The organism is Calothrix sp. FACHB-168, from assembly GCF_963889195.1.
In the GTDB taxonomy this organism is placed as follows: Bacteria; Cyanobacteriota; Cyanobacteriia; order Cyanobacteriales; family Nostocaceae; genus Aulosira; species Aulosira anomala_A.
In genome coordinates this window covers 157,681-175,875 of the sequence record NZ_CAWPNJ010000019.1, presented here as the reverse complement: position 1 = coordinate 175,875, position 18,195 = coordinate 157,681, and the positions used below count along the sequence as shown (strand labels likewise).

At 32.9% G+C, this 18,195-nt stretch carries 35 protein-coding genes and 2 tRNA genes; 1 reads left to right on the top strand and 36 read right to left on the bottom strand.

Features of this window, described 5'->3' with window-relative positions:
- Window position 1 precedes the first annotated feature (1 nt).
- The 19 genes from AACW45_RS11925 to AACW45_RS11835 all read right to left on the bottom strand — a co-directional run bounded on the left by AACW45_RS11925 (window position 2) and on the right by AACW45_RS11835 (window position 7,973).
- Window positions 2-145, bottom strand: coding sequence for a hypothetical protein (locus tag AACW45_RS11925; RefSeq protein WP_190627968.1), 144 nt, complete (start codon window positions 143-145; stop codon window positions 2-4).
- Window positions 132-719: a hypothetical protein gene (locus AACW45_RS11920; protein ID WP_190627967.1), complete on the bottom strand. Its 588-nt coding sequence runs from the start codon at window positions 717-719 to the stop codon at window positions 132-134. Before AACW45_RS11920 ends, AACW45_RS11925 begins: the two co-directional genes overlap by 14 nt.
- Before the next feature lie 151 nt (window positions 720-870).
- The gene (locus tag AACW45_RS11915) at window positions 871-1,062 is read right to left on the bottom strand and encodes a hypothetical protein (RefSeq protein ID WP_190627966.1); all 192 of its coding nucleotides are present in this window, start codon (window positions 1,060-1,062) and stop codon (window positions 871-873) included.
- Complete coding sequence (locus tag AACW45_RS11910) at window positions 1,062-1,466, bottom strand: hypothetical protein (RefSeq protein WP_190627965.1); 405 nt, start codon at window positions 1,464-1,466, stop codon at window positions 1,062-1,064. The genes AACW45_RS11915 and AACW45_RS11910 overlap by 1 nt, the downstream gene beginning before the upstream one ends.
- 11 nt (window positions 1,467-1,477) lie before the next feature.
- A complete protein-coding gene (locus tag AACW45_RS11905; protein ID WP_190627964.1) occupies window positions 1,478-1,939 on the bottom strand; it encodes a hypothetical protein in 462 nt (153 codons plus the stop codon).
- Window positions 1,914-2,378 (bottom strand): hypothetical protein, encoded by a 465-nt coding sequence (locus AACW45_RS11900; protein WP_190627963.1) that lies wholly within the window; start codon window positions 2,376-2,378, stop codon window positions 1,914-1,916. The genes AACW45_RS11905 and AACW45_RS11900 overlap by 26 nt, the downstream gene beginning before the upstream one ends.
- A gap of 112 nt (window positions 2,379-2,490) precedes the next feature.
- A complete protein-coding gene (locus AACW45_RS11895; RefSeq protein ID WP_190627962.1) occupies window positions 2,491-2,784 on the bottom strand; it encodes a hypothetical protein in 294 nt (97 codons plus the stop codon).
- Window positions 2,771-3,628 (bottom strand): ATP-grasp domain-containing protein, encoded by an 858-nt coding sequence (locus tag AACW45_RS11890; RefSeq protein WP_190627961.1) that lies wholly within the window; start codon window positions 3,626-3,628, stop codon window positions 2,771-2,773. Before AACW45_RS11890 ends, AACW45_RS11895 begins: the two co-directional genes overlap by 14 nt.
- Window positions 3,629-3,631: 3 nt before the next feature.
- Window positions 3,632-4,003, bottom strand: a complete 372-nt coding sequence (locus AACW45_RS11885; RefSeq protein WP_190627954.1) for a hypothetical protein — start codon at window positions 4,001-4,003, stop codon at window positions 3,632-3,634.
- The gene (locus AACW45_RS11880) at window positions 4,000-4,227 is read right to left on the bottom strand and encodes a hypothetical protein (RefSeq protein WP_190627952.1); all 228 of its coding nucleotides are present in this window, start codon (window positions 4,225-4,227) and stop codon (window positions 4,000-4,002) included. The genes AACW45_RS11885 and AACW45_RS11880 overlap by 4 nt, the downstream gene beginning before the upstream one ends.
- Window positions 4,224-4,988: a hypothetical protein gene (locus AACW45_RS11875; protein WP_190627951.1), complete on the bottom strand. Its 765-nt coding sequence runs from the start codon at window positions 4,986-4,988 to the stop codon at window positions 4,224-4,226. The genes AACW45_RS11880 and AACW45_RS11875 overlap by 4 nt, the downstream gene beginning before the upstream one ends.
- Complete coding sequence (locus AACW45_RS11870; protein WP_190627948.1) at window positions 4,981-5,265, bottom strand: hypothetical protein; 285 nt, start codon at window positions 5,263-5,265, stop codon at window positions 4,981-4,983. The genes AACW45_RS11875 and AACW45_RS11870 overlap by 8 nt, the downstream gene beginning before the upstream one ends.
- 23 nt (window positions 5,266-5,288) lie before the next feature.
- A tRNA-Ser gene (locus AACW45_RS11865) sits at window positions 5,289-5,362 on the bottom strand.
- A 9-nt stretch (window positions 5,363-5,371) separates the two neighbouring features.
- The gene (locus AACW45_RS11860; protein ID WP_190627946.1) at window positions 5,372-5,731 is read right to left on the bottom strand and encodes a hypothetical protein; all 360 of its coding nucleotides are present in this window, start codon (window positions 5,729-5,731) and stop codon (window positions 5,372-5,374) included.
- Complete coding sequence (locus tag AACW45_RS11855; protein WP_190627944.1) at window positions 5,721-6,122, bottom strand: hypothetical protein; 402 nt, start codon at window positions 6,120-6,122, stop codon at window positions 5,721-5,723. Before AACW45_RS11855 ends, AACW45_RS11860 begins: the two co-directional genes overlap by 11 nt.
- Complete coding sequence (locus tag AACW45_RS11850; RefSeq protein ID WP_190627942.1) at window positions 6,115-7,092, bottom strand: hypothetical protein; 978 nt, start codon at window positions 7,090-7,092, stop codon at window positions 6,115-6,117. Before AACW45_RS11850 ends, AACW45_RS11855 begins: the two co-directional genes overlap by 8 nt.
- Complete coding sequence (locus AACW45_RS11845) at window positions 7,073-7,384, bottom strand: hypothetical protein (protein ID WP_190627939.1); 312 nt, start codon at window positions 7,382-7,384, stop codon at window positions 7,073-7,075. Before AACW45_RS11845 ends, AACW45_RS11850 begins: the two co-directional genes overlap by 20 nt.
- Window positions 7,385-7,401: 17 nt before the next feature.
- Entirely contained in the window at window positions 7,402-7,785 is a 384-nt protein-coding gene (locus AACW45_RS11840; RefSeq protein ID WP_190627937.1) for a hypothetical protein, read from the bottom strand.
- 65 nt (window positions 7,786-7,850) lie between these two features.
- Window positions 7,851-7,973 (bottom strand): hypothetical protein, encoded by a 123-nt coding sequence (locus tag AACW45_RS11835; protein WP_277880188.1) that lies wholly within the window; start codon window positions 7,971-7,973, stop codon window positions 7,851-7,853.
- Between the two features lie 71 nt (window positions 7,974-8,044).
- Here AACW45_RS11835 and AACW45_RS11830 point away from each other — a divergent pair, with 71 nt between their 5' ends.
- Window positions 8,045-8,785, top strand: a complete 741-nt coding sequence (locus AACW45_RS11830; RefSeq protein ID WP_190627935.1) for a hypothetical protein — start codon at window positions 8,045-8,047, stop codon at window positions 8,783-8,785.
- Here the strand turns inward: AACW45_RS11830 and AACW45_RS11825 are convergent.
- The 17 genes from AACW45_RS11825 to AACW45_RS11745 all read right to left on the bottom strand — a co-directional run bounded on the left by AACW45_RS11825 (window position 8,782) and on the right by AACW45_RS11745 (window position 18,137).
- Window positions 8,782-9,174 (bottom strand): hypothetical protein, encoded by a 393-nt coding sequence (locus AACW45_RS11825; protein ID WP_190627933.1) that lies wholly within the window; start codon window positions 9,172-9,174, stop codon window positions 8,782-8,784. The two genes, AACW45_RS11830 and AACW45_RS11825, sit on opposite strands and share 4 nt — an antisense overlap.
- Window positions 9,165-9,689, bottom strand: coding sequence for a hypothetical protein (locus AACW45_RS11820; RefSeq protein ID WP_190627931.1), 525 nt, complete (start codon window positions 9,687-9,689; stop codon window positions 9,165-9,167). The genes AACW45_RS11825 and AACW45_RS11820 overlap by 10 nt, the downstream gene beginning before the upstream one ends.
- Window positions 9,690-9,872: 183 nt before the next feature.
- The gene (locus tag AACW45_RS11815; RefSeq protein ID WP_190627930.1) at window positions 9,873-10,484 is read right to left on the bottom strand and encodes a hypothetical protein; all 612 of its coding nucleotides are present in this window, start codon (window positions 10,482-10,484) and stop codon (window positions 9,873-9,875) included.
- Between the two features lie 8 nt (window positions 10,485-10,492).
- On the bottom strand, window positions 10,493-11,431 hold the full coding sequence (locus AACW45_RS11810) for a spore photoproduct lyase family protein (RefSeq protein ID WP_190627928.1): 939 nt from the start codon (window positions 11,429-11,431) through the stop codon (window positions 10,493-10,495).
- Window positions 11,415-11,612 (bottom strand): hypothetical protein, encoded by a 198-nt coding sequence (locus AACW45_RS11805; RefSeq protein WP_339381974.1) that lies wholly within the window; start codon window positions 11,610-11,612, stop codon window positions 11,415-11,417. Before AACW45_RS11805 ends, AACW45_RS11810 begins: the two co-directional genes overlap by 17 nt.
- Entirely contained in the window at window positions 11,609-11,911 is a 303-nt protein-coding gene (locus tag AACW45_RS11800) for a hypothetical protein (protein WP_190627926.1), read from the bottom strand. The genes AACW45_RS11805 and AACW45_RS11800 overlap by 4 nt, the downstream gene beginning before the upstream one ends.
- Window positions 11,908-12,198 (bottom strand): antitoxin, encoded by a 291-nt coding sequence (locus tag AACW45_RS11795; RefSeq protein WP_190627923.1) that lies wholly within the window; start codon window positions 12,196-12,198, stop codon window positions 11,908-11,910. The genes AACW45_RS11800 and AACW45_RS11795 overlap by 4 nt, the downstream gene beginning before the upstream one ends.
- Window positions 12,199-12,429: a hypothetical protein gene (locus AACW45_RS11790; protein WP_190627921.1), complete on the bottom strand. Its 231-nt coding sequence runs from the start codon at window positions 12,427-12,429 to the stop codon at window positions 12,199-12,201.
- On the bottom strand, window positions 12,426-12,968 hold the full coding sequence (locus AACW45_RS11785) for a hypothetical protein (protein ID WP_190627918.1): 543 nt from the start codon (window positions 12,966-12,968) through the stop codon (window positions 12,426-12,428). The genes AACW45_RS11790 and AACW45_RS11785 overlap by 4 nt, the downstream gene beginning before the upstream one ends.
- 3 nt (window positions 12,969-12,971) lie before the next feature.
- Window positions 12,972-13,544 carry a hypothetical protein gene (locus tag AACW45_RS11780; RefSeq protein WP_190627915.1) on the bottom strand — a complete coding sequence of 191 codons (573 nt, stop codon included), beginning with the start codon at window positions 13,542-13,544 and terminating at the stop codon, window positions 12,972-12,974.
- A gap of 12 nt (window positions 13,545-13,556) precedes the next feature.
- Complete coding sequence (locus AACW45_RS11775; protein WP_190627913.1) at window positions 13,557-14,120, bottom strand: hypothetical protein; 564 nt, start codon at window positions 14,118-14,120, stop codon at window positions 13,557-13,559.
- Between the two features lie 88 nt (window positions 14,121-14,208).
- A complete protein-coding gene (locus tag AACW45_RS11770; RefSeq protein WP_190627910.1) occupies window positions 14,209-15,816 on the bottom strand; it encodes a TROVE domain-containing protein in 1,608 nt (535 codons plus the stop codon).
- 461 nt (window positions 15,817-16,277) lie between these two features.
- A tRNA-Pro gene (locus AACW45_RS11765) sits at window positions 16,278-16,349 on the bottom strand.
- A gap of 226 nt (window positions 16,350-16,575) precedes the next feature.
- Window positions 16,576-16,764, bottom strand: coding sequence for a hypothetical protein (locus AACW45_RS11760; RefSeq protein ID WP_190627908.1), 189 nt, complete (start codon window positions 16,762-16,764; stop codon window positions 16,576-16,578).
- 279 nt (window positions 16,765-17,043) lie between these two features.
- Complete coding sequence (locus AACW45_RS11755) at window positions 17,044-17,262, bottom strand: NblA/ycf18 family protein (RefSeq protein ID WP_242045521.1); 219 nt, start codon at window positions 17,260-17,262, stop codon at window positions 17,044-17,046.
- 36 nt (window positions 17,263-17,298) lie between these two features.
- Window positions 17,299-17,610: a hypothetical protein gene (locus AACW45_RS11750; protein ID WP_190627906.1), complete on the bottom strand. Its 312-nt coding sequence runs from the start codon at window positions 17,608-17,610 to the stop codon at window positions 17,299-17,301.
- A complete protein-coding gene (locus AACW45_RS11745; RefSeq protein WP_190627904.1) occupies window positions 17,610-18,137 on the bottom strand; it encodes a hypothetical protein in 528 nt (175 codons plus the stop codon). Before AACW45_RS11745 ends, AACW45_RS11750 begins: the two co-directional genes overlap by 1 nt.
- Window positions 18,138-18,195 lie beyond the last annotated feature (58 nt).

Genomic DNA, 18,195 nt, shown 5'->3' with positions numbered 1-18,195 from the left:
ATTATTTAATTACTTGTTCTATAGCTGCTGGTTGGTTTGATAGGGGACACTTTAAACTATTCTCCCAAATAGTTAATCCTCTATTAGCTAATACATAAATTAGTATTACGGCGGTCAGAACAACTCCCCATTTAGTCTGTCCCATTTCTTTTTCTTTCCTTGTTTAATTTACGTTTCATTTTCTTTTCACCAGGAGCTACTTGTTTAAAAGAATTCTTATCAAATCCTTTAGATAGTAATATCACCTGATCATCACCAGTCGTAGGACATGCCCACTCTTTTGTATTAAGAACTCCTCCTATAAACATAGAAAGTTCTTGATAGGCCTGTCTACCATTCATATAATTTGGAAATCCTATCTCCTTTAAGGATTCAGGATTAGCTATCATAGAATGTCCAGATATATAAACAAATATTGGGGCTTCTATGTCTGCAAAGATTTGATTACTTATCTTTATTCCTAGATTATTTTCTTGAAAGTTATCTATCTTTTTCACAGAAATATTTAATCTAGAAATATAGTTCTCTTTATCATCTAGAAAACTATCTAAATCTTCATCAGATATAATCTCCCTATATCTATTTAGTAATCTAGATATCTGATCGCCAGTGCATCTATATTCTTCAGCTATTTTGTAACAGGGATATAACCGACCACAGAATCCTATTACTCCAGGAGATACAATAAAATCAGATTTACCTATTCTTCCTTTAGGCATATTCTTTATATACCTATTTATCTCTTCTAGGTATATAGGATTGGTCAGAGTTGTAGATACATAGCGTTCTTTTCTTTCATAAACTATTTCACTATCAATACCTACTTCTTTTACTACTCCATCATAATAATCGGAGTACTTACTAATAATCCTAATAGCCCGCCTCCTTTAATACCTTATCTACATATTTCACATCCCATATATCTAGAAAGACAGCTATCTTAGATACTATAAACTCTCTAGGAATATCTTCTCTTAGCTTGTAGTCTATCTTTTCTAAAGCTTGTAGAGATAATTTAATAGCCTCCTCTACTTCTAGTTCATATATCAAACACTCTCCCATTAAGGCTCCTTTATTCCAATACCATCTTTAAATATTTCTATACTTAATAGTTCTTCTTTAAATATGTAATCATTAATAAATCTAGCTTCTATATATATAGAAGGCGGCTTAGTAATTCTAATATCTATTTCCTTTAGAAAGGAGGTAACCATTAATGAAAATAGAATAACACTTCTAACATATCCATAATTAACTTCTCCATTAGGAAGAAGACTATATCTATCTATAGGAACTCTAATAGAGAATAAGTAATCATATAACATACATTCCCAATCTTCTCTATTAGCTATAGAGACCCAATCATTAATACCTATCCATAAGCTTTCCTGATTGAGTCTATTCATCTCTTCTCTCCAGTTAGAACTACTAAACCATAGTTCATCTAAGTAATCTGGTAGATGCATAAAACATTCTCTTAATCAAGGGGCATATCTACTATATTCCCTTCTCCATTAACCAACACTACCCTAGCTAATAATCCAGTATTATGTGCATAGTAGTCAGTGCAGATTGTGTCATTAGGATGAGCTACTTTCTTATAGACTGCTATATATCTTAAGTCTCTACCTATAAGAAAGAACTCTACATAGTTAGTAGCTTCTTTTCTAGCCGTCCAATAATTACCTGCGCCTTTACTACCAGCAAACTTCTGTCCTATATAACTACCTGTATTCAAGTATCCTTCTCCGTTATATAGACATACTATCCAGGTATTCTTTTCTTCTTCTTGAGTACCAGCATATAAATTCTCCATTCTTTTAACAAATTCAGGATTGAAGCTACTCATCAATAGATAACCAGCTCCTACTGATACTCCAATTGCGATCGCAAGTTTAAATAATCTATTACCACTACCAGCAGTCGTAGTCTGTGACATCTATTCTCTCATCTCCATATTCAAGTACTACTATCTCTCCTAATGAGGTCGGGCTAATCTTATAAGTAACTGCTTCTCCAATAGCCCCGTTATATGGCATCCCTTTCTCAAACTGCCATCTATGTGAACTCCAACTGTTAAGAATCCATTGCTCTTGTTCAGTTATCTCACCCTTATCTTTCTTTTCTTCTAACTCTTTTAGTTTTGTTAACTGTTGTGCAGCCTTCTCTTTCTCTTTCTGAGCTATCCATTCTCTAGCTCTCTGTGATTCTATTTCTGTTAGATAGAAATGGATACGATTATCTTCTTCTTCTTCTTCAGGTTCCTCATCATCTACATATCCCATTGCTTCTAGAACTTCTATCATTGATTCTAGAAACTCTAACGCATTAGATTCTAGAAACTCTTTTAGATAAGTAGCTAATTTTGTAAAACTCATTTAGTTCTCTCCAATCTGATTTCATTAATCTGCCTCTGTAAATTATCAGTTCTATCCTTCAAGCTCAAGGCATTTACAGCAGTTGTTATAGCTATTTGCCAAGCAAGTTTAATCATTCAGCTATATCCTCTCTTCTCACATACATTTCTTCACCTGTCTCTTGGTTAAGAACTTTAATACTGTGCTTAATTCTGCCATCATATTCACCTAATATCTTAATAGGAGTATTACCAGAAAGAAGGGCGGTCTCTTTCCCTTTATATATCTTCTTTCTATCTTCTTTAGCTTCTACACTTTCTATATATTCATTTCTCCATAGAGTTATCTCCTTAATTAAAGGCTTCTTAAGAACAACTCCTATAACAAGCACACTAGTTAAAACTAAAAGCCCATTAGCGACATTCATTTTCTATCTCCTTAAATTTATGTTCTGCTACTTGACTGGCTACCTTTACTACAGCTTCTAAATCATTACTATATAAAGCACTACAAGAGAATGAATTTATCTCTACTACTCTATAACTTGTATGTTCAATAGAGCTGGCTATATCTACAACAAATAGTTCATCTGGACTCCACTCTTGTTTCTTAAGATAATCTAATATCTCTTCTACAAAGTTCCATGCTTTACTACTATCCTTCACTCTCTCTGAATTAGTGTTATCTCTGCTATAACTAGCTCCACTAATAACTCTATCTGTAGTTACTACAAATCTATATTCTTTCTTTATCTCTTTATAGGGCGCTATTAATACTAACTCACTAGGATCAGGTATAGGAGATATATTTAATTCCTTTAATGAATACACATCTCCATGAAATATTTTCATAGGAGAGTCTGGTCTAATAAAGGGATTAGTAGTGCCTCCATCTCTATAGAAACTAGCCATTAATTCCCATCTTTTCCTTTGTAATTCCCTAAAAGGTAAAAGATGATAGCTATCATTAAGTAAGTAGGGGCCTAGGTAAGTATAGTAAGTACTACACTTAAAATTATTATGGTTAAATATAGCTCCAGGCCACCAACTTAGATATCTATTTATATACTTAGCAACTTTTAAAGAGCCTCTAAATATAATAGGTTCTGGTTCTCTATTAGCTAGCTCATATTCATCTACAGATTCTATCTGAGAATAAACCTGTCCTATATCAAGTACTTCTATTACCTTGTGCCCCTGATTCTTTATCTCTGCAATTAGTTTCTCTTCTTCCTTACCTTGGAATATTCCTCTCTCCACTACCCATAACATAGTCTATAATCCTTTAGTTTTCCTAGCTATACCCATTAATATGGACATATTCTTTACAATCTCATTCTTAAACTGATAAATAAGTCCTTCAAGAGAATCATATTTACCAGTTGCAGTAATACATTTAGCTTCTATTGTCATTAAAGTACAATGAGAGTTAGGATAGGAGCCCCCTTTTAATTCAATATGCCACCTATCAAATACAATATTTTTATAGATAAGAAGAGTAGATACAAAACATATCATATCTTTCTTAGGTTTAATTCTTCCTATATATAAAGGAATACTAGTACCATTCCTAACTTCTTCATTCCACTCAATAGTAAATAGTTTGGTGTCACTAAAACTATTCTTAATAAAATCTATATCACTCATAATATTCTATTTCTTATGAAGGTGTCCTTTTCATTCTCTGTCATTTTTCTAGAGCTAATAATATCTACTTCAATACCTTTCTGAGTTATTAATTCAAAAGGGTACTTAACTTTAAGTACCCTTCCATCTAATGTATAGTGTTTCTCAACCTGCCAGAATTCATCACATTCTTCTAATATAACCCTAGAGTGTATTACTTTATAGGGTCTAGCTTCTACTGTCATTTTATATAACCTCCCTTTCTTAGTTTAATAAGATCTGTTTGATGACACATATAGTACTCGTATTTAATTACCTGTTTGATAGATATATCTATCTTGGGTTTTCCTATTTCTTTAGGGTCGTCACAATTACTACTATTATTCCAAATAGGTCTACCTTCTTTGTCTAATACAAGCCGCCTAACTAATATTTTATTTTTATACCTACCTTCAAAGTACCAACCAGGAGGCTTTCTTTCATAGCTATCCCTAATCCATATACCTCCTTTAGGAATATAAACAAAGTTGTTCTCTCCTATGGTTACTATCTTGGCTATCTTCTTTCTATAGTTATATTTTCTAGAAGGCACCTGTCTTAAGACACCTTCTAGATCTACATAGATATATCCTGAAGCTAATGGTTTATTAATTGTAGGATCATAGGGAGTATCATCTCCCTCATAGAAGACACAGTCTGTTTCTACTAATCTATCTAATGCGTATCTTAGATAGTAAGACTTATAATCTCCCCCAGTTGCTTTAGAGCAGACCATAGAATGTACATCATTCCATCTATGTCCTAACTTAGATTCAACTAATCTATATAAAGCACTCCAAGTATGGCGGTCACCGTCCATATCATTGAAGATATATCTATAGATTCTATTAGGAATAAATGTACCTTCCCATTTCTCTACTTTACTATGGGTATATTTGTCACCGTACCTATTCCTACCTCTACCTCTTTCTGTTAGCAATCTAGGATGAATGCCTTTATTACTCATGTTTAAAGAACTCTAATGCCTCTTCTAACTCTTTTAAATTCTCTATATGTCCAGTAGGAAGTAACCATTTAAGTGGACTAGCTAGAAAGTATTTATTATTTACAGTAGCTACCATCTCACTTTTATCTTCTAAAGGTAGTTCTCTTTTCTTCCTAATATAGGTATTACTTGGATACATCCTAATAGAGATGGTAGAATCCCAAGTCTTATATACTAGCTGCTTAAATGGGCAGCCCCCTCTCTCTTCATCTAATCCTTCAGTAGTATATATTTCCATGTCTACTCCTTAATTATTGATGCTGCCCCGTAATAGGAATCAAACCTATACTCATCTCCTTTCTATCGAAGTACTTCTCCATGAAGTTATACGGGGCGTGTCTCTATTACTTTCTACTATTTTTATCTATCTGAATTAAGGCTCTATATACAAAGTAACTACCTTTTATTACCTTATCTAATTGAGTCTTCCTTATGTCTGCTCCTTCTTTATCTAAGTACCAAGCACCATAAGCTATCTTCTCTACTGATGGATGGCTAGCTACTACATATATCTCAAAAGGATAAGTTAGATTATCTTCTTCCTCTTCTATTAGATGTCCTTTTATTCCTTCTACTTGATTCTCTTTACCACAAGAAGGACAATAAACTACTTTACTAGTTACTGGTTTCTTATCTGCATTAGTCCACCAGTAATTACAGTGGTCACATCTATGATGAAACAAATGCTCTACATCAATTATCATACTCTTCTAAGATTGGTTTAACTAACTGTTCAAGCGTCTTCTTTAAACAACTGATGCGCTCTTTTCCTCTAATACAATTCCAATTAAACTTATCATTAGGTTTTGATAAGTCTATAAATTCTATACAATCTTCTTTTATCCACTTTCCATCTTCCCTACATAATCTATACTCTTCTATTGGACTTACATATACTTCTGTAACTTCTATAATAGTTACGTATCCATTAGTAGCTAGATAAAATCTATCTCCTTTACTTATTCCATGATCAAAGGTTTCATCTATAGCTCCATCTATTTTCTTTTGATGATCTAGGGCATCAATTTCATCATGCCACTCTTCACCATCAGTAGTCACATAGAAAGTAATTTCTCTTTTAATTTGTCTAGGCATGTACTTCCCTCATAAGTAAACTAATATCTCCCCTACCTATTAGTTGATGAATTATTCTACTAGTAGACTCAACAGCATAGTAATAAATAACATCTTCTAATTGATAGATATCTCTACCTTGTGCCCTTGATAATGTTTCCACTAAAGTATGTCTCTTATCTACCTTCACTATTTGAATAGGAAGATATCCTTTTAGATAAGCTACATCTCCCTTCTTCCAGTCATGGCCTATAGTAAGATCTATTACTTGAGGTTTAATATGTTCTGCATACTTCTTAGCTTCTTCTCTACTTAAGAAAGGAGTATTATCATTAGTAATATATACCTCTCTTGTTTCTCTTCTAACACTTAATACTCTACTAAGAAAGTTATCTATAAGAGAAGCCATTCTTTTACCATCTATTATCTTATCTACTCCTATAACATCTAGTCTTGGATTAACTTTTACTTGTGAATTTATCCTATCTACTTTATAGCTAAAGATAGGACTATTTATTTCTCCAAAGACACCCTCCCCAACATGAAGGGGATTAATATTATCTAATTCCTTTTTATTGATTGTTCTATTACCTATCAATAGATTCTCTATTAGCTCATCTTTTAACCCTTTACATTTCCAATAGCTATCTATTGCATTAAAATCACTATCTTTAATCTTTCTTATTAGATAATCAAAACTACAAGCATGTAGCTTAACTCCCTTTCCTCTCACTGCCCATACAGGATATAACCAACCGCATATTCCTACTACTCCTGCTGTAATCCATAAAGGGTATGGATTATCTTCTATTATTCTACTAAGAACAACTCCTTGCGGAATAGTTCTATAATACTTATATATTTCTGAGAAGTTATTTATCCAACTGCTTTCTAGATAAATAGTCTTTCTGTTCCATATAGGATAAGTCCCTTTATTTATAAGGCACTCATCATAATAGTCTTTAAACTTACTAACTATTAACGTACTCATATTCTTCCCTGATTAACTCTGCAAGACGCTGTTTAGTTAAATTATTATATGCGGGATTGTTAGCCATATTTATTATCCTTTTCTTCTTATCTTCAATAGAGAAAGGATAATAACTACCTTCTAGATTTTCCCAATCATCACTATTCTCTAAAGTCTCTTCTAAGGGAAATACAAAGTTCTCATATAGATACCAGATACTACTATATATCCCTACCTTATCTAGATAGTATTTGTTTAGAAACATATCCGCCATCTTAATTATGGTTTCATGTCTATGTTTAGACTTGTCCATATTTCTATAGTACATATTTAACTCCACTCTATAGCAACGGCATCCAATTCATATTTACAATAATCTTCTAGAGCATGGACATTAATCCATCTAAATCCATACCTATCTGCCCAGTAATAGATCTTATCCATAGTCTCTATTAAATCAGCTTCGATAGGTAATATAGCTCTGAAAGAACATCTATCTAACCCTCCTGGAATATATACATATACCCTATTTCTATTAAATCTAGAGAATCTAGTCTGTCTAACTGTCAGGGCACCATAATATAAATCCAGTATCTTTTGGGAAGCTTCATCTAAATGAATACATACAAAACTAAAGTTTTCTCCTTGTAGTAGTCCTACATACTTAGATTGTTCTTCTAAAGACAAACTATAATATTCTTCAATGCTATCCATAATATATTCCTATAGAAATATTTATTCCTTAGATAAAATCTATTACCTAAGGAATAAATTATTAGTTATCTCTTATTAGAACCTGGTTTAGTAAAAGCTCCTTGAGGATATTTACCTTTATTAATAGTCTGTTCATAGTCAGAGATGCGGGCTGCTAATCTTCTTGCTGCTTTCTTACTTGGTTTCATTTCTTTTATGTCCTACTAACGTACTTTCTATCTATCTGATATTAGAAAATGTGATCCATTTCTATATCAACATGAAGTATTTCATTCAGATTCCTGTTAATGACTTTCAACATAATGATGAAGTCCTAAGGGAAATAAAAACTAATTATGAGCAACTACATTCAATTAACCTCTTTCAGATATTTATAGTTATTACTATCTTTGCTAATACTTTCTTAGGAATTCTTACATATCTAAGAACTCTTAAGGGGCCTCTACAGAATGTAATGACTTATGTAACTGCCCATTCTGTTAAACAAAGACAGTATATAGACTTCATATTAGAAGAGTTATTATTAGTAACTTCTTCTAATAGAGCAGTATTAGGTCTATTTCATAATGGAACTAGATTAGGAGCTATATCTTTTACTTCTATGTCTGTCTTTCATGAAGCTGTAGACGCTAATACAAACTCTCTTAAATCTAGATTTAAGAATGTTCCTATTGAAAAGATAGAAGAAGAGATATTAAAGGGACTTAATAGCCCCCATGAATTTATTAAGTATTCTATAGATCAAGAATTGCCTCCTGGCTGTCTTAAATACCTAAATAGAAATGGTATACATACTGTTTACTCAAGAGTCTTAATGAACTCTAATAAAGGTATGTATGGAATCTTAGAAATCCAATATCTCTCTCAACCTTCTAATGATTTCCTTTTAGATAAATCTAGAATTAATCAAGTCGAACTTATCTTCTCTAAGTTAACTAAAGCTATTGAAGCTATTAGAGATAATAAGAAGTTCCAAGTAGATGTAGATTCTATAATCTAAATCTCTATCTCAGTAAACTTACTTCTCCATTGAAAAGCTGGTCTAGCATAAGCGTGTATTTCATTAGGAATAATAGCCTTAGGTAACCAGCTAATTATCCACGCATTATTAAGGATAGTATTGACTTTACTAGCTATTCCATACCCCTCCTTACTCTCTGTGTATTTTAAATAGAGTACATTTCTACTAATAGATAAATCTTCAGTATTAGTAGGTTGGTAGATTACATACACGTTCTCATTCTCTAGTAACTCTCTATCTTCTAGAGAATCTTTATCTAAAGGGGGACAGTTAATAGCATATCCTAGACACCAAATATAATAACTATTCTGTGTCTTGTTATTAATCCATTTAGTATTAACTTCTGGTACTGTGGCTTTTATATACATACTCTAACTGACTCCTTGTTATTAGATGCCGCCTCTTGACTAATTAATTGAGTCTCTAACTTATCTGCTAACTCATTAAGAAACTCTATAACTACTTCTCTTCTCATATAAGAAGGAGCATTGTTCTCTATCTCTAAAGCTGTAATCCTATCTTCTAAAGATAAAGATTCAAATTTCTTCTTATCTTCTATTCGACCGCAATACTCTAAAGTAAGAAAATCTTCTGCTTTATTTAGTCCCGCTTTATGTAACTCTCTAAAGATCTGAGCATAAGGTAATCCTGTTTGAGGACACTCAAATAAATAACTCTTATTAGCTTTGCTTGTCCATCCACCATCTCCACTAACATAATGTATATGTGATACTTCTACTTCTTCAACACCTTCTAATAGAAATTTAGTAACAGTTCCACAAGTACATTGAGTATAATCTCCCCATTCATATTTATTCTCTGGGTCTGATAGATACTCAACACTATCTCTTAAAGCTTTAATCAATCTTTTATTAGGTATCATTAATCAATCCATCCCATTTCATTATTGTTTCTTTTATCTATCAATTCATATTCTTCTAGATATATAGAATTGATATCCCCTTCTCTACTTTTCATATATATCAAGCCCTCTAGTAGTACTTCTATCTTGTTACTAGAGGGTTTAGTTATATATGACTTTCCTTCTTTAAGGAAGAATATTAATCTAAATCGACTGACCATAATTACTATTAGAATATTTATTCCAATAGTAAAGTTTGACTAGTCTAATAATGTCGGCAGCATCTTCTAAAGCTTCATGTTTCACTTTCTTATTTATGCCAGCTCTAGATAAACATGTCTCTAATGAAGGCGGCTTCTTATCTTCATATTCCATATACCACATAGCTGGATCTATAGTTCTATGATGGAATCTCAACTCTTCTTTGGAATCTATTCCTTCTAGAAATAATCTATCAAACCCACTAAAGTTCTTCCCTGCTGCTAGGAAAGGAAACTCCATACCTAGTCCATAAGCAAACTCATTAAGAGCAGGTATTACTTCATTAGGAGTCATATATAAATAGCCAGGTTCTCTATCAGCTATCCTTTGGAAAGCTTTACTATTCATAGCTAGGGCTTTAGCTTCACCTATATATCTTTCTCTAACTACATAACATTGGAACTTAGGTAGACTAACTATGTAATCTTCTAACTCTTCTGGAGGTACTAGAACTTGTAAGTTATCAGCTATAAAAGCTACTTCTATTAAAGAATCTCTATAAGAGATAAGTCCACCCGTTTCTGTATCACCTGCAAGAAAGTTATATGTCTGCATTTTCTTCCCTAAAATATATACCTAATCTCTGCATAAGGAAGATACTTATTAAGTAGTTCCTTAAATTTAACTATCGCCGCCTTCTTAATAGTTAGGGCTTTATACCTAACTACTTGACTATCTCCTCTTTCGTTAGTCTTAGTCTCTTGAATAGGCGGCACCCATAATAACGCTTCGGCTTCTTGTTTATATTCCATATTCATTTCATGCATCTTAGGATGATGTGTTAGGAATATACACTCTAGTTTTAATTGCTCCTTAACTTCTTTATCTAGTTCTTTATTCACTAAGGAGAATAGTTCTATATAGTCTTCTACCCAATTAGGATATAGAACTATAGGGCTAAAGTTAATGTGACACTCGTAGCCCAACTGATAAGATAGATTCAATCCTCTTAATCTATCTATTACTCTACTAGTACCTACTTCTAACTTGTCTATTAGAGATTGAGGAGATAAAGAAGCCCTTATCCTAACTCTTCTCTCTTTAGAAGTTCCTACTATATTAGATAGTAGTTTTACTCTACTAGGACAAGTAACTTTACTAGCAAATGAAACTTTTACATTCTCTAATCTAGTTAACCTATCTATTACTATCTGAGTACGATCTATTAAACTGGGCCCTAAGCAATCATATGCTTCACCTATATCTATAGTCCAATATTTGCGATCGCATTGGTTAGGTATCTTCTTTTCTCCTAGTTCTCCTAGATACCTAATGGCTTCAGTAGTAATTGCATCTAGATTAGTATAGATAGTAATAGGATTACCAAGAGATCTATGCCTACTAGTTGCACAATAACTACAGTAATAATCACAGCCTCCTGCTATATTACTGAGAATGAAGTCAGCAGATCTACCATTAGGTTTAACAGATACATCCTGCTTCTTCCTAAAGGATTTACCTTCTCTCTTTAGAAGAAAGTATTCTCTATCTGTTAGTGTCATTTAACTTCTCATTGAGTGCCTCTATTAAATCTTTATCTTCTATATAGAAGATGTCATTAGATATGTATCCCTTTTGAAGATGGTAGGTAAGGTTATATAGAAGCTGACAGAATCTCTGATCTGGATTAGCTTCTATTAATTCTGCTAGTAGTTGAAGTATCTTTTGCTTATCTTCTTTCATTTATTTAACTGCTCTTTCAACTTATCAACCTTCTTATCTAACCATTCTTCTCCTTCCCATATACCTATATAAGCAGAAAAGAGTCTATCTATAACTATCTTTACATCAGCAGCTTCTTCAGCCACCTGTTCTATAGTTACTCCCTTATTATTTCTCTTAAGATGCTGTAACTTTACTGTTAACTCAGCCATCTCTTCTATTACTTGATCTATTAGAGAAACTATTCCCCATTTCTCTAAACCCTTTCTATATAATTCCTGTACTTCTTCAGGGATATCTACCTTGTAGTTATATGTCATTCTCTTAATCCCTTAATTAATTTGCTTACACTAGCGTAGTAACTTTCATAGACCTGTTCTCTAGAAGTAAAGCTACATAAGCCTCTATCTATAGCTACTCTCAAGTCAGCTAACTCTTCTATAACTAAGTCCATATCTGAACCTTTATCAGTTCTTTGGTATACCTTTACTGCTTTTATAACTTCTGCACATTCTTCTACTATTTGCTCTAGAGTACTATCTAATCCCCATTTCTCTAAAGCTTCTAAAGATAATGCTTCTATTTCATCTGATACTATATATCCCATTTACCTCTGACTAAATTGACTGTATTGTGTCCAGTAAAAGGTAATAGGTTCACCTTCTATTCTGTTAGTAGCAAAGTTACCGCCATAATTTAATAGAACATTAACTAATTCCTCATCAGTTAGTTCTATAGGTAAAGACCAGGGATTATCGCCATCATAACCCCCAGTTAAATCTAATAATTCTTTGCTAAGACGATTATGATATGCCTGAAATCTATATAGGCGCTTCACAAGTCTCCTATCATTACTTTTAAAGCAATAGGAAATTCTTCTTCCTGAGTTCTCTTACCTAAACTCTCCATAATCATCCTATCTTTATTCTCCCATTTGAAAGTTAGGTTGTAACATCCTATCTCAATTTCAATAGCAGCTCTATAGTAAGGAATCTTACTTTCCTTTACTAACTTTCTCATGTAAACAATACTAGATAGATTACCTGATAGACAAATAAAATCCCCTCTTTCTACTAGAACTTTATACAGATTATCTTCTACAAGACACTCTTTTATTGGCTCTATAGTATCTTTAAAGATTAACTTCTTAGTAAGAGGTTTCTGTAGATTGTTATGTAAATCCTCTTTCTTTATCCAATAGAATTCAGAAGGGCTATCCCAACTAATAATATAAGGACTTCCTCCTAGATCAGTTAATTTAACTATCTCTCCGTCTTTATAGATAACTCTTCTAAAGACTCCACTATTAGGTCTACTAAGATAGTCACCTACTTCTAACTGGTTCTTTATTTCTGATAGAAGAAAACTATTATCCATAATTTAAGCCATCCAAACTGTTCCATGATTTAGTATTAGGTTCAATAGATTATCCTTAGCTAATACACCTTTACCATTGTTATAAGCAATATCTTTATTAAACGAAATAGTATTCTTAGCTTTCCATCTAACTACTATAGTAGGACTACTAACTATTTCTAATTGCGCTCTTTCATAAGGAACTAACCCATCACTTACCATCTCTTTAAAGTATTCGATAGCTGATAGATTACCTGTTCTATATTTAACTTGTGGAGAAGTACTGAAGTGGTCTAGTAATGTAGACTTAACATTAACCTCTTTTATTGGTAGTACTGCACTGTCATAAATAAGTGTCCATACATCAGGAATCTTAAGAGAACATTCCATTGCTCTCTTAACTACCCAATGGAATTGAACATCAGTAATATTCCAACTATAGGTTATATTACCGTGGTCGCCACACTTCAGTTTAATTTGACTATCATACTTACCTATTACTTTTCTAAAGATGCCGCTATCAGCCTTACTTAAGTAGTCTCCTTCTTGAATATAAGACTTTAGCTCTTTCAAGTAAAATAACTTATCTCCATTCATATTTCATATCTCCTATTCAACATACATACCTTCTATTAGTATTTGATTCAGTAGAGGATTCTTAGCTAAGATACCGTTATGAGAATCATAAGCAAGACACTTACTGAAACTAATCTTATTCTTGGCTATCCATTTAACTAGGAATCCAAAGCTGCCTGTTATCTCTAACTCAGCTCTTTCATATGGAATAACTCCTTCAAGAATCATTTTCTTAAAGTAATATATAGCTGATAGATTACCTGTCAGATATCTTTGAAATCTATTTCTACTAAAGTGCATATTCATTTGTTCTTGAATATTCATTTCAGCTACAGGAATAACGTTTGCATTATATACAAGGGTTATATTTCTAGGTAGTTCAATATTATCTTCTATGTACCTACCTTTTATCCATAAGAAATAATGAATACTATTCCATCCATAGGCTACATAGTCTTCATCATAATCCTTTACTCTTATTGCATCACTTTGCTTCTCTATTACTTTTCTAAAGGTGCCGCTTCCTTGTTTACAAACGTAATCACCTACTTCTATTAGGTCTTTAATCTCTGATAGAAATACATATTTATTAGTCATAGTCTAGCTTTATTACAAGAATTTCCTGTTTAATAAAAAAGACTGGAAGCTATACACCTCCAGTCTTATTAACGAACGTCTAACTAATCTATCCTATCTCTTGTAGAGTTAATCCTTCATAAGCAGCAATATAATCTATGAACTTAGGACTCCATCCATTTATCTCAGCAGTCCACACCCCTTCATAGTTAATCCCATTCTTATGACTCTCTACATCTACTATGTAATTATTCTTACCGAATGGTTCAGGAAGAATATTCTTGTCATATCTATAGTCCACATCCTGACTATCACAGAAGACCATGATTCTATCTGGAGTAGATTGTTCTTTCTTTCTAATATAGTCTAGACACTGTTTAGTAAAGATGCCGCCACCTCCCATCATATCTATACTAGAAACTATAGTTTCTAATAGACAAAAGCCTCTCATACTAATAGCCTGGATACCATCTTCTACCTTAGTATCTAGAACTATCTTTCTAGTCTTATGCTTTCTATTACCATCATTACCAGCAGTTACATAGATATCTACTTTCTCACATCTTTCTACTGCAAACATAGCCATAGTAGCAGCTACATCTAGTCTCCTCATATCACTTTTATCAGAGATCTTAGCGTAAGACATAGAACCAGATACATCTACTATGAAGATAGAATGTCCTTTTAACTTAGCTATATCTTTATAACATCTATACATCATGTCTTCTATCTCTCTAGAGAATTGAGGACATACTTTATAGGCTCGTACAAAGTCAATAGGCAGTAGCATACTAGACTTAATAGTCTCGAATCCTTTCCTAATAACTGAGTAATCTACCCCACTCTGTACCATATTCCTTAAGTTTCTAAGGAATGCCATAGCCCCTAACTTATTCTCTTCTATTAACCTAGTAAAGGTTTCTTTCTTATCTTTACCTGCTGATAGTTGAGTCTCCCATGTATCAGGAATAGCTAAAGTTCTACTAAGAATCTTATTATGTAACTCCTGTCTACCTTGTTCTGCTTTAGGTCTTACAAGATGCATTACATCTCTAAATTTAATAGCGCCTCTACTACTATCATACTTACCGAAAGAGTATTCATTAAACTTAGGATTCTTAAGACACGCTTTTAATCCTATAGCTACCTGTTTAGAGATAGTTTTTCTAATAGACTGACCCTTCTTATATCTAACTTCACCTTTCTTATATCTAATATCACCTTTCTTATGAATTACTTGTTGGGTCTTTCTATTTATTACATCCTTCCTCCATAAGACATCTTTATCCCATAGAACTTCTTTAGGAGAATAATTATCAGCCCAATAAAGAGCTAGGAAATCTAGAATCATGTCAGCTCTAGTAATAATTCTAGGTAATAGTTTACCTACTAGATGCTTATGAGTATTTAATCTAGCCATTTCTCTAGCTATCAGAAGGGGTACATGTCTAAGCCCTTGTTTTTCTCTAGCTTCTACAGCAATATCAAATACCTTCTGAGGTGCAACTTTAGGAATGAGATCTTTAATGTTATTTGTATTATCTTCTGCTGACTCATAGGCTAAATCCCATAATACACATGTTAATACAGCTCTTCTTAAGAGGGCTTCACTATCTTGAATAGCAGCAGGCGCACCATGTCCACCAGCTAATCTAGTCTGTTTATCTACTACAGAAGTCGTGGCTTTACTCTTAGCTTTCTTATTAAATCTACTCATAAGTCACCTTTAACTATTACTATATAAAGTATTAATCTCCCCTAGTAAATACTAGAGGAGATATATTAGGGCAGTATGTAATCTAGTATGGTACATATTATGTTAGCTGTATGAAGTAACTAGATTAGTCAGCACCTACTAAAAGGACAGTAGATGATAGAGAGGGTTTGTTTACCATGTTTCCATTTGCGGTAGAAGTATCTCTATCTATTCAGTACCTTTCATATCTAGAAGGCAGTAGTCAGTAGAGAAATGGTATGTGATGTCTCTACTCTTTAAGAATAGATGCTTTTAGCCACTCAGCCATATTACTAGTTACCTAATAATAGTAGGATTTGAACCTACGGACATCTAATTTATTGATGTATCTCTACTTATCAGCACTTCTATTCTAACTAACCCTTATAAGCTAAAGAGAAGTAATCTACATGATTACATCACTTTAGTACTAGTTAGTTAAATCCAGTCTACTGGAATTGAACCAGTTACCCGACCTTCCCAAAAGGCCTATTCTACCGATGAACTAAGACTGGATTAAATGGGACGGTAAGCGTTAAGGTATTGTCTCTGTTTGTTGGCTTTAATAGAAGTAACCTTAACTAGCAGTACCCATTTCCTAAGAGGGCAGTGGGTTAGATAGTTTTATCTTTTCATTTGCTCTACCATTGAGCTATATTACCCTTGGGTAATAGTTAGACTTGAACTAACAACCGAACGATTTTACTGAAGTAACTATCTAGAGCAGCACCTCTAATTTATTTAGATCTTAAAAGGTAATCTAAATCCTAATTCAAATACAGGTCTTGAATCAGTTTTACCTAATACTCCTTGATACTTAGGATCTACATCATAGATTTCTTTTATTGAAAAGTAAAACCATTCACCTTTCTCTATTGATATCTCTATCCATTTATCAAAGAGTAAATCTATCTCCTTATTCCATTCCATATTGAGAAGATTAAAAATGGGGCAGTGAGCATTAGAGTCTTACTGTGTCTTTACCCTAAAAGAAGTAACTCTTAATTAGCAGCACCCATCTATATTTAAATGCTTATTTATATAAGGACGGTGGACTAGATAGTACATACTCTCAATGAGAGTTTAAGGAGTTGAACCTTGATTTAACCGAAGTAACTATCTATGGCTTCTATCTCATTCTTCGACAGAAGAGGGAGCAGTACCTTATATAAATCACAGTAGGGTATTAGTTGATATTTGTCAACTAATTTATCCTAATTGATCCTTAAGGGTAGGAGGATTATCCAGCCCCCATTGATGTTTTAATAGCTCTTGATAGGTGGCTTCTCTAACTATCATTTGTCTATATAAGTCCACTAAGAAATCCTTAGCTTGTTCATGTGACATTCCTTCTACTTGAGTAGCAAAGGAACGAATACTAAACTGTTGCTCTAGAGATAATTCTATAGGTGCCATATTATTTCTCATAGTTTTATCTAACTAATATAGTACCCATTAAAGAAATTAGTACTCAGTTTCATTAGGAGGAAGAAAAGAAATTCCTTTTAGATAATTATTAATAGCCACCTCAATAGTCTCCCAAGTAATAGGCTTATACCCATCATGATCTTCACCTATATCTAGAATAATCTTAGCTGCTTCCTCTTTAGTTAAACTTACACCCATGCTATTAGCCCTAGTCAATACATCATTACCTGTCCAATAGCAACAGAAGCCATGTGTAATTACATATCTATGTAGGGCGGCTTCTGCTTTTAATTGATTGACTTCTGATATTACACCTTCATCTATTAGAAATCTAATTAAATTTTCCACTATACTACCTCTCTTACTTTCTTAGATTCTTCTGCATACATCTTATAAGTCTTGTCTATTAATTTCCTATCCTGCATATTCAATTTCTCAGCTATATTCCAAGCTGTTTCTATATAAGGCGCTTTAATCTCTAGAAACCATGCACTACTTAATAGACACACTATACCTATCTCACATCCTAGATAGAAATCAGATTGATATACTTCAGTAAACTTAATTACTTCTACATCTAGTCGCCAACCTATATTCTCAAATATCTTTCTAGCTGTAGCTACATGATCAATAGAGATACTATTCTCTTCAAACTCATAATTCTCTGGTAGAGATTGTTGTATTAACCTACCTTGATTATTGTCCTCTCTAATAATCAGTCGAGTATCTATACTATCTGTATAAGTAGGTAGATAATAATATTCTCTATTGTCTCTAACAAATCTACCTGAGAAACCCATTTTACTAATATGGCTTCTTAAATCTCCTACTTCTGTATTCTCTAGTTCAAATGTTATCTGTGATTTCTTTACCATGTTTATATTCCCCCTAAATAAAATAGGCGGCTTAACTAGCCGCCTAAGTATTTACACT

Bases quoted from the DNA above. Each gene is read 5' to 3' on its own strand.
- AACW45_RS11855 (WP_190627944.1), bottom strand. From the start codon at position 6,122: ATGCCTAGACAAATTAAAAGAGAAATTACTTTCTATGTGACTACTGAT.
- AACW45_RS11810 (WP_190627928.1), bottom strand. From the start codon at position 11,431: ATGACACTAACAGATAGAGAATACTTTCTTCTAAAGAGAGAAGGTAAA.
- AACW45_RS11890 (WP_190627961.1), bottom strand. From the start codon at position 3,628: ATGTTATGGGTAGTGGAGAGAGGAATATTCCAAGGTAAGGAAGAAGAG.
- AACW45_RS11755 (WP_242045521.1), bottom strand. From the start codon at position 17,262: ATGAGAAATAATATGGCACCTATAGAATTATCTCTAGAGCAACAGTTT.
- AACW45_RS11900 (WP_190627963.1), bottom strand. From the start codon at position 2,378: ATGAGTTTTACAAAATTAGCTACTTATCTAAAAGAGTTTCTAGAATCT.
- AACW45_RS11760 (WP_190627908.1), bottom strand. From the start codon at position 16,764: ATGGAATGGAATAAGGAGATAGATTTACTCTTTGATAAATGGATAGAG.
- AACW45_RS11915 (WP_190627966.1), bottom strand. From the start codon at position 1,062: ATGGGAGAGTGTTTGATATATGAACTAGAAGTAGAGGAGGCTATTAAA.
- AACW45_RS11905 (WP_190627964.1), bottom strand. From the start codon at position 1,939: ATGTCACAGACTACGACTGCTGGTAGTGGTAATAGATTATTTAAACTT.
- AACW45_RS11875 (WP_190627951.1), bottom strand. From the start codon at position 4,988: ATGAGTAATAAAGGCATTCATCCTAGATTGCTAACAGAAAGAGGTAGA.
- AACW45_RS11830 (WP_190627935.1), top strand. From the start codon at position 8,045: ATGAAGTATTTCATTCAGATTCCTGTTAATGACTTTCAACATAATGAT.
- AACW45_RS11805 (WP_339381974.1), bottom strand. From the start codon at position 11,612: ATGAAAGAAGATAAGCAAAAGATACTTCAACTACTAGCAGAATTAATA.
- AACW45_RS11885 (WP_190627954.1), bottom strand. From the start codon at position 4,003: ATGAGTGATATAGATTTTATTAAGAATAGTTTTAGTGACACCAAACTA.
- AACW45_RS11800 (WP_190627926.1), bottom strand. From the start codon at position 11,911: ATGACATATAACTACAAGGTAGATATCCCTGAAGAAGTACAGGAATTA.
- AACW45_RS11850 (WP_190627942.1), bottom strand. From the start codon at position 7,092: ATGAGTACGTTAATAGTTAGTAAGTTTAAAGACTATTATGATGAGTGC.
- AACW45_RS11770 (WP_190627910.1), bottom strand. From the start codon at position 15,816: ATGAGTAGATTTAATAAGAAAGCTAAGAGTAAAGCCACGACTTCTGTA.
- AACW45_RS11820 (WP_190627931.1), bottom strand. From the start codon at position 9,689: ATGATACCTAATAAAAGATTGATTAAAGCTTTAAGAGATAGTGTTGAG.
- AACW45_RS11745 (WP_190627904.1), bottom strand. From the start codon at position 18,137: ATGGTAAAGAAATCACAGATAACATTTGAACTAGAGAATACAGAAGTA.
- AACW45_RS11860 (WP_190627946.1), bottom strand. From the start codon at position 5,731: ATGATAATTGATGTAGAGCATTTGTTTCATCATAGATGTGACCACTGT.
- AACW45_RS11815 (WP_190627930.1), bottom strand. From the start codon at position 10,484: ATGCAGACATATAACTTTCTTGCAGGTGATACAGAAACGGGTGGACTT.
- AACW45_RS11880 (WP_190627952.1), bottom strand. From the start codon at position 4,227: ATGACAGTAGAAGCTAGACCCTATAAAGTAATACACTCTAGGGTTATA.
- AACW45_RS11780 (WP_190627915.1), bottom strand. From the start codon at position 13,544: ATGAATGGAGATAAGTTATTTTACTTGAAAGAGCTAAAGTCTTATATT.
- AACW45_RS11795 (WP_190627923.1), bottom strand. From the start codon at position 12,198: ATGGGATATATAGTATCAGATGAAATAGAAGCATTATCTTTAGAAGCT.
- AACW45_RS11825 (WP_190627933.1), bottom strand. From the start codon at position 9,174: ATGTATATAAAAGCCACAGTACCAGAAGTTAATACTAAATGGATTAAT.
- AACW45_RS11775 (WP_190627913.1), bottom strand. From the start codon at position 14,120: ATGACTAATAAATATGTATTTCTATCAGAGATTAAAGACCTAATAGAA.
- AACW45_RS11845 (WP_190627939.1), bottom strand. From the start codon at position 7,384: ATGGACAAGTCTAAACATAGACATGAAACCATAATTAAGATGGCGGAT.
- AACW45_RS11920 (WP_190627967.1), bottom strand. From the start codon at position 719: ATGCCTAAAGGAAGAATAGGTAAATCTGATTTTATTGTATCTCCTGGA.
- AACW45_RS11835 (WP_277880188.1), bottom strand. From the start codon at position 7,973: ATGAAACCAAGTAAGAAAGCAGCAAGAAGATTAGCAGCCCGCATCTCT.
- AACW45_RS11870 (WP_190627948.1), bottom strand. From the start codon at position 5,265: ATGGAAATATATACTACTGAAGGATTAGATGAAGAGAGAGGGGGCTGC.
- AACW45_RS11925 (WP_190627968.1), bottom strand. From the start codon at position 145: ATGGGACAGACTAAATGGGGAGTTGTTCTGACCGCCGTAATACTAATT.
- AACW45_RS11840 (WP_190627937.1), bottom strand. From the start codon at position 7,785: ATGGATAGCATTGAAGAATATTATAGTTTGTCTTTAGAAGAACAATCT.
- AACW45_RS11910 (WP_190627965.1), bottom strand. From the start codon at position 1,466: ATGCATCTACCAGATTACTTAGATGAACTATGGTTTAGTAGTTCTAAC.
- AACW45_RS11895 (WP_190627962.1), bottom strand. From the start codon at position 2,784: ATGAATGTCGCTAATGGGCTTTTAGTTTTAACTAGTGTGCTTGTTATA.
- AACW45_RS11785 (WP_190627918.1), bottom strand. From the start codon at position 12,968: ATGGATAATAGTTTTCTTCTATCAGAAATAAAGAACCAGTTAGAAGTA.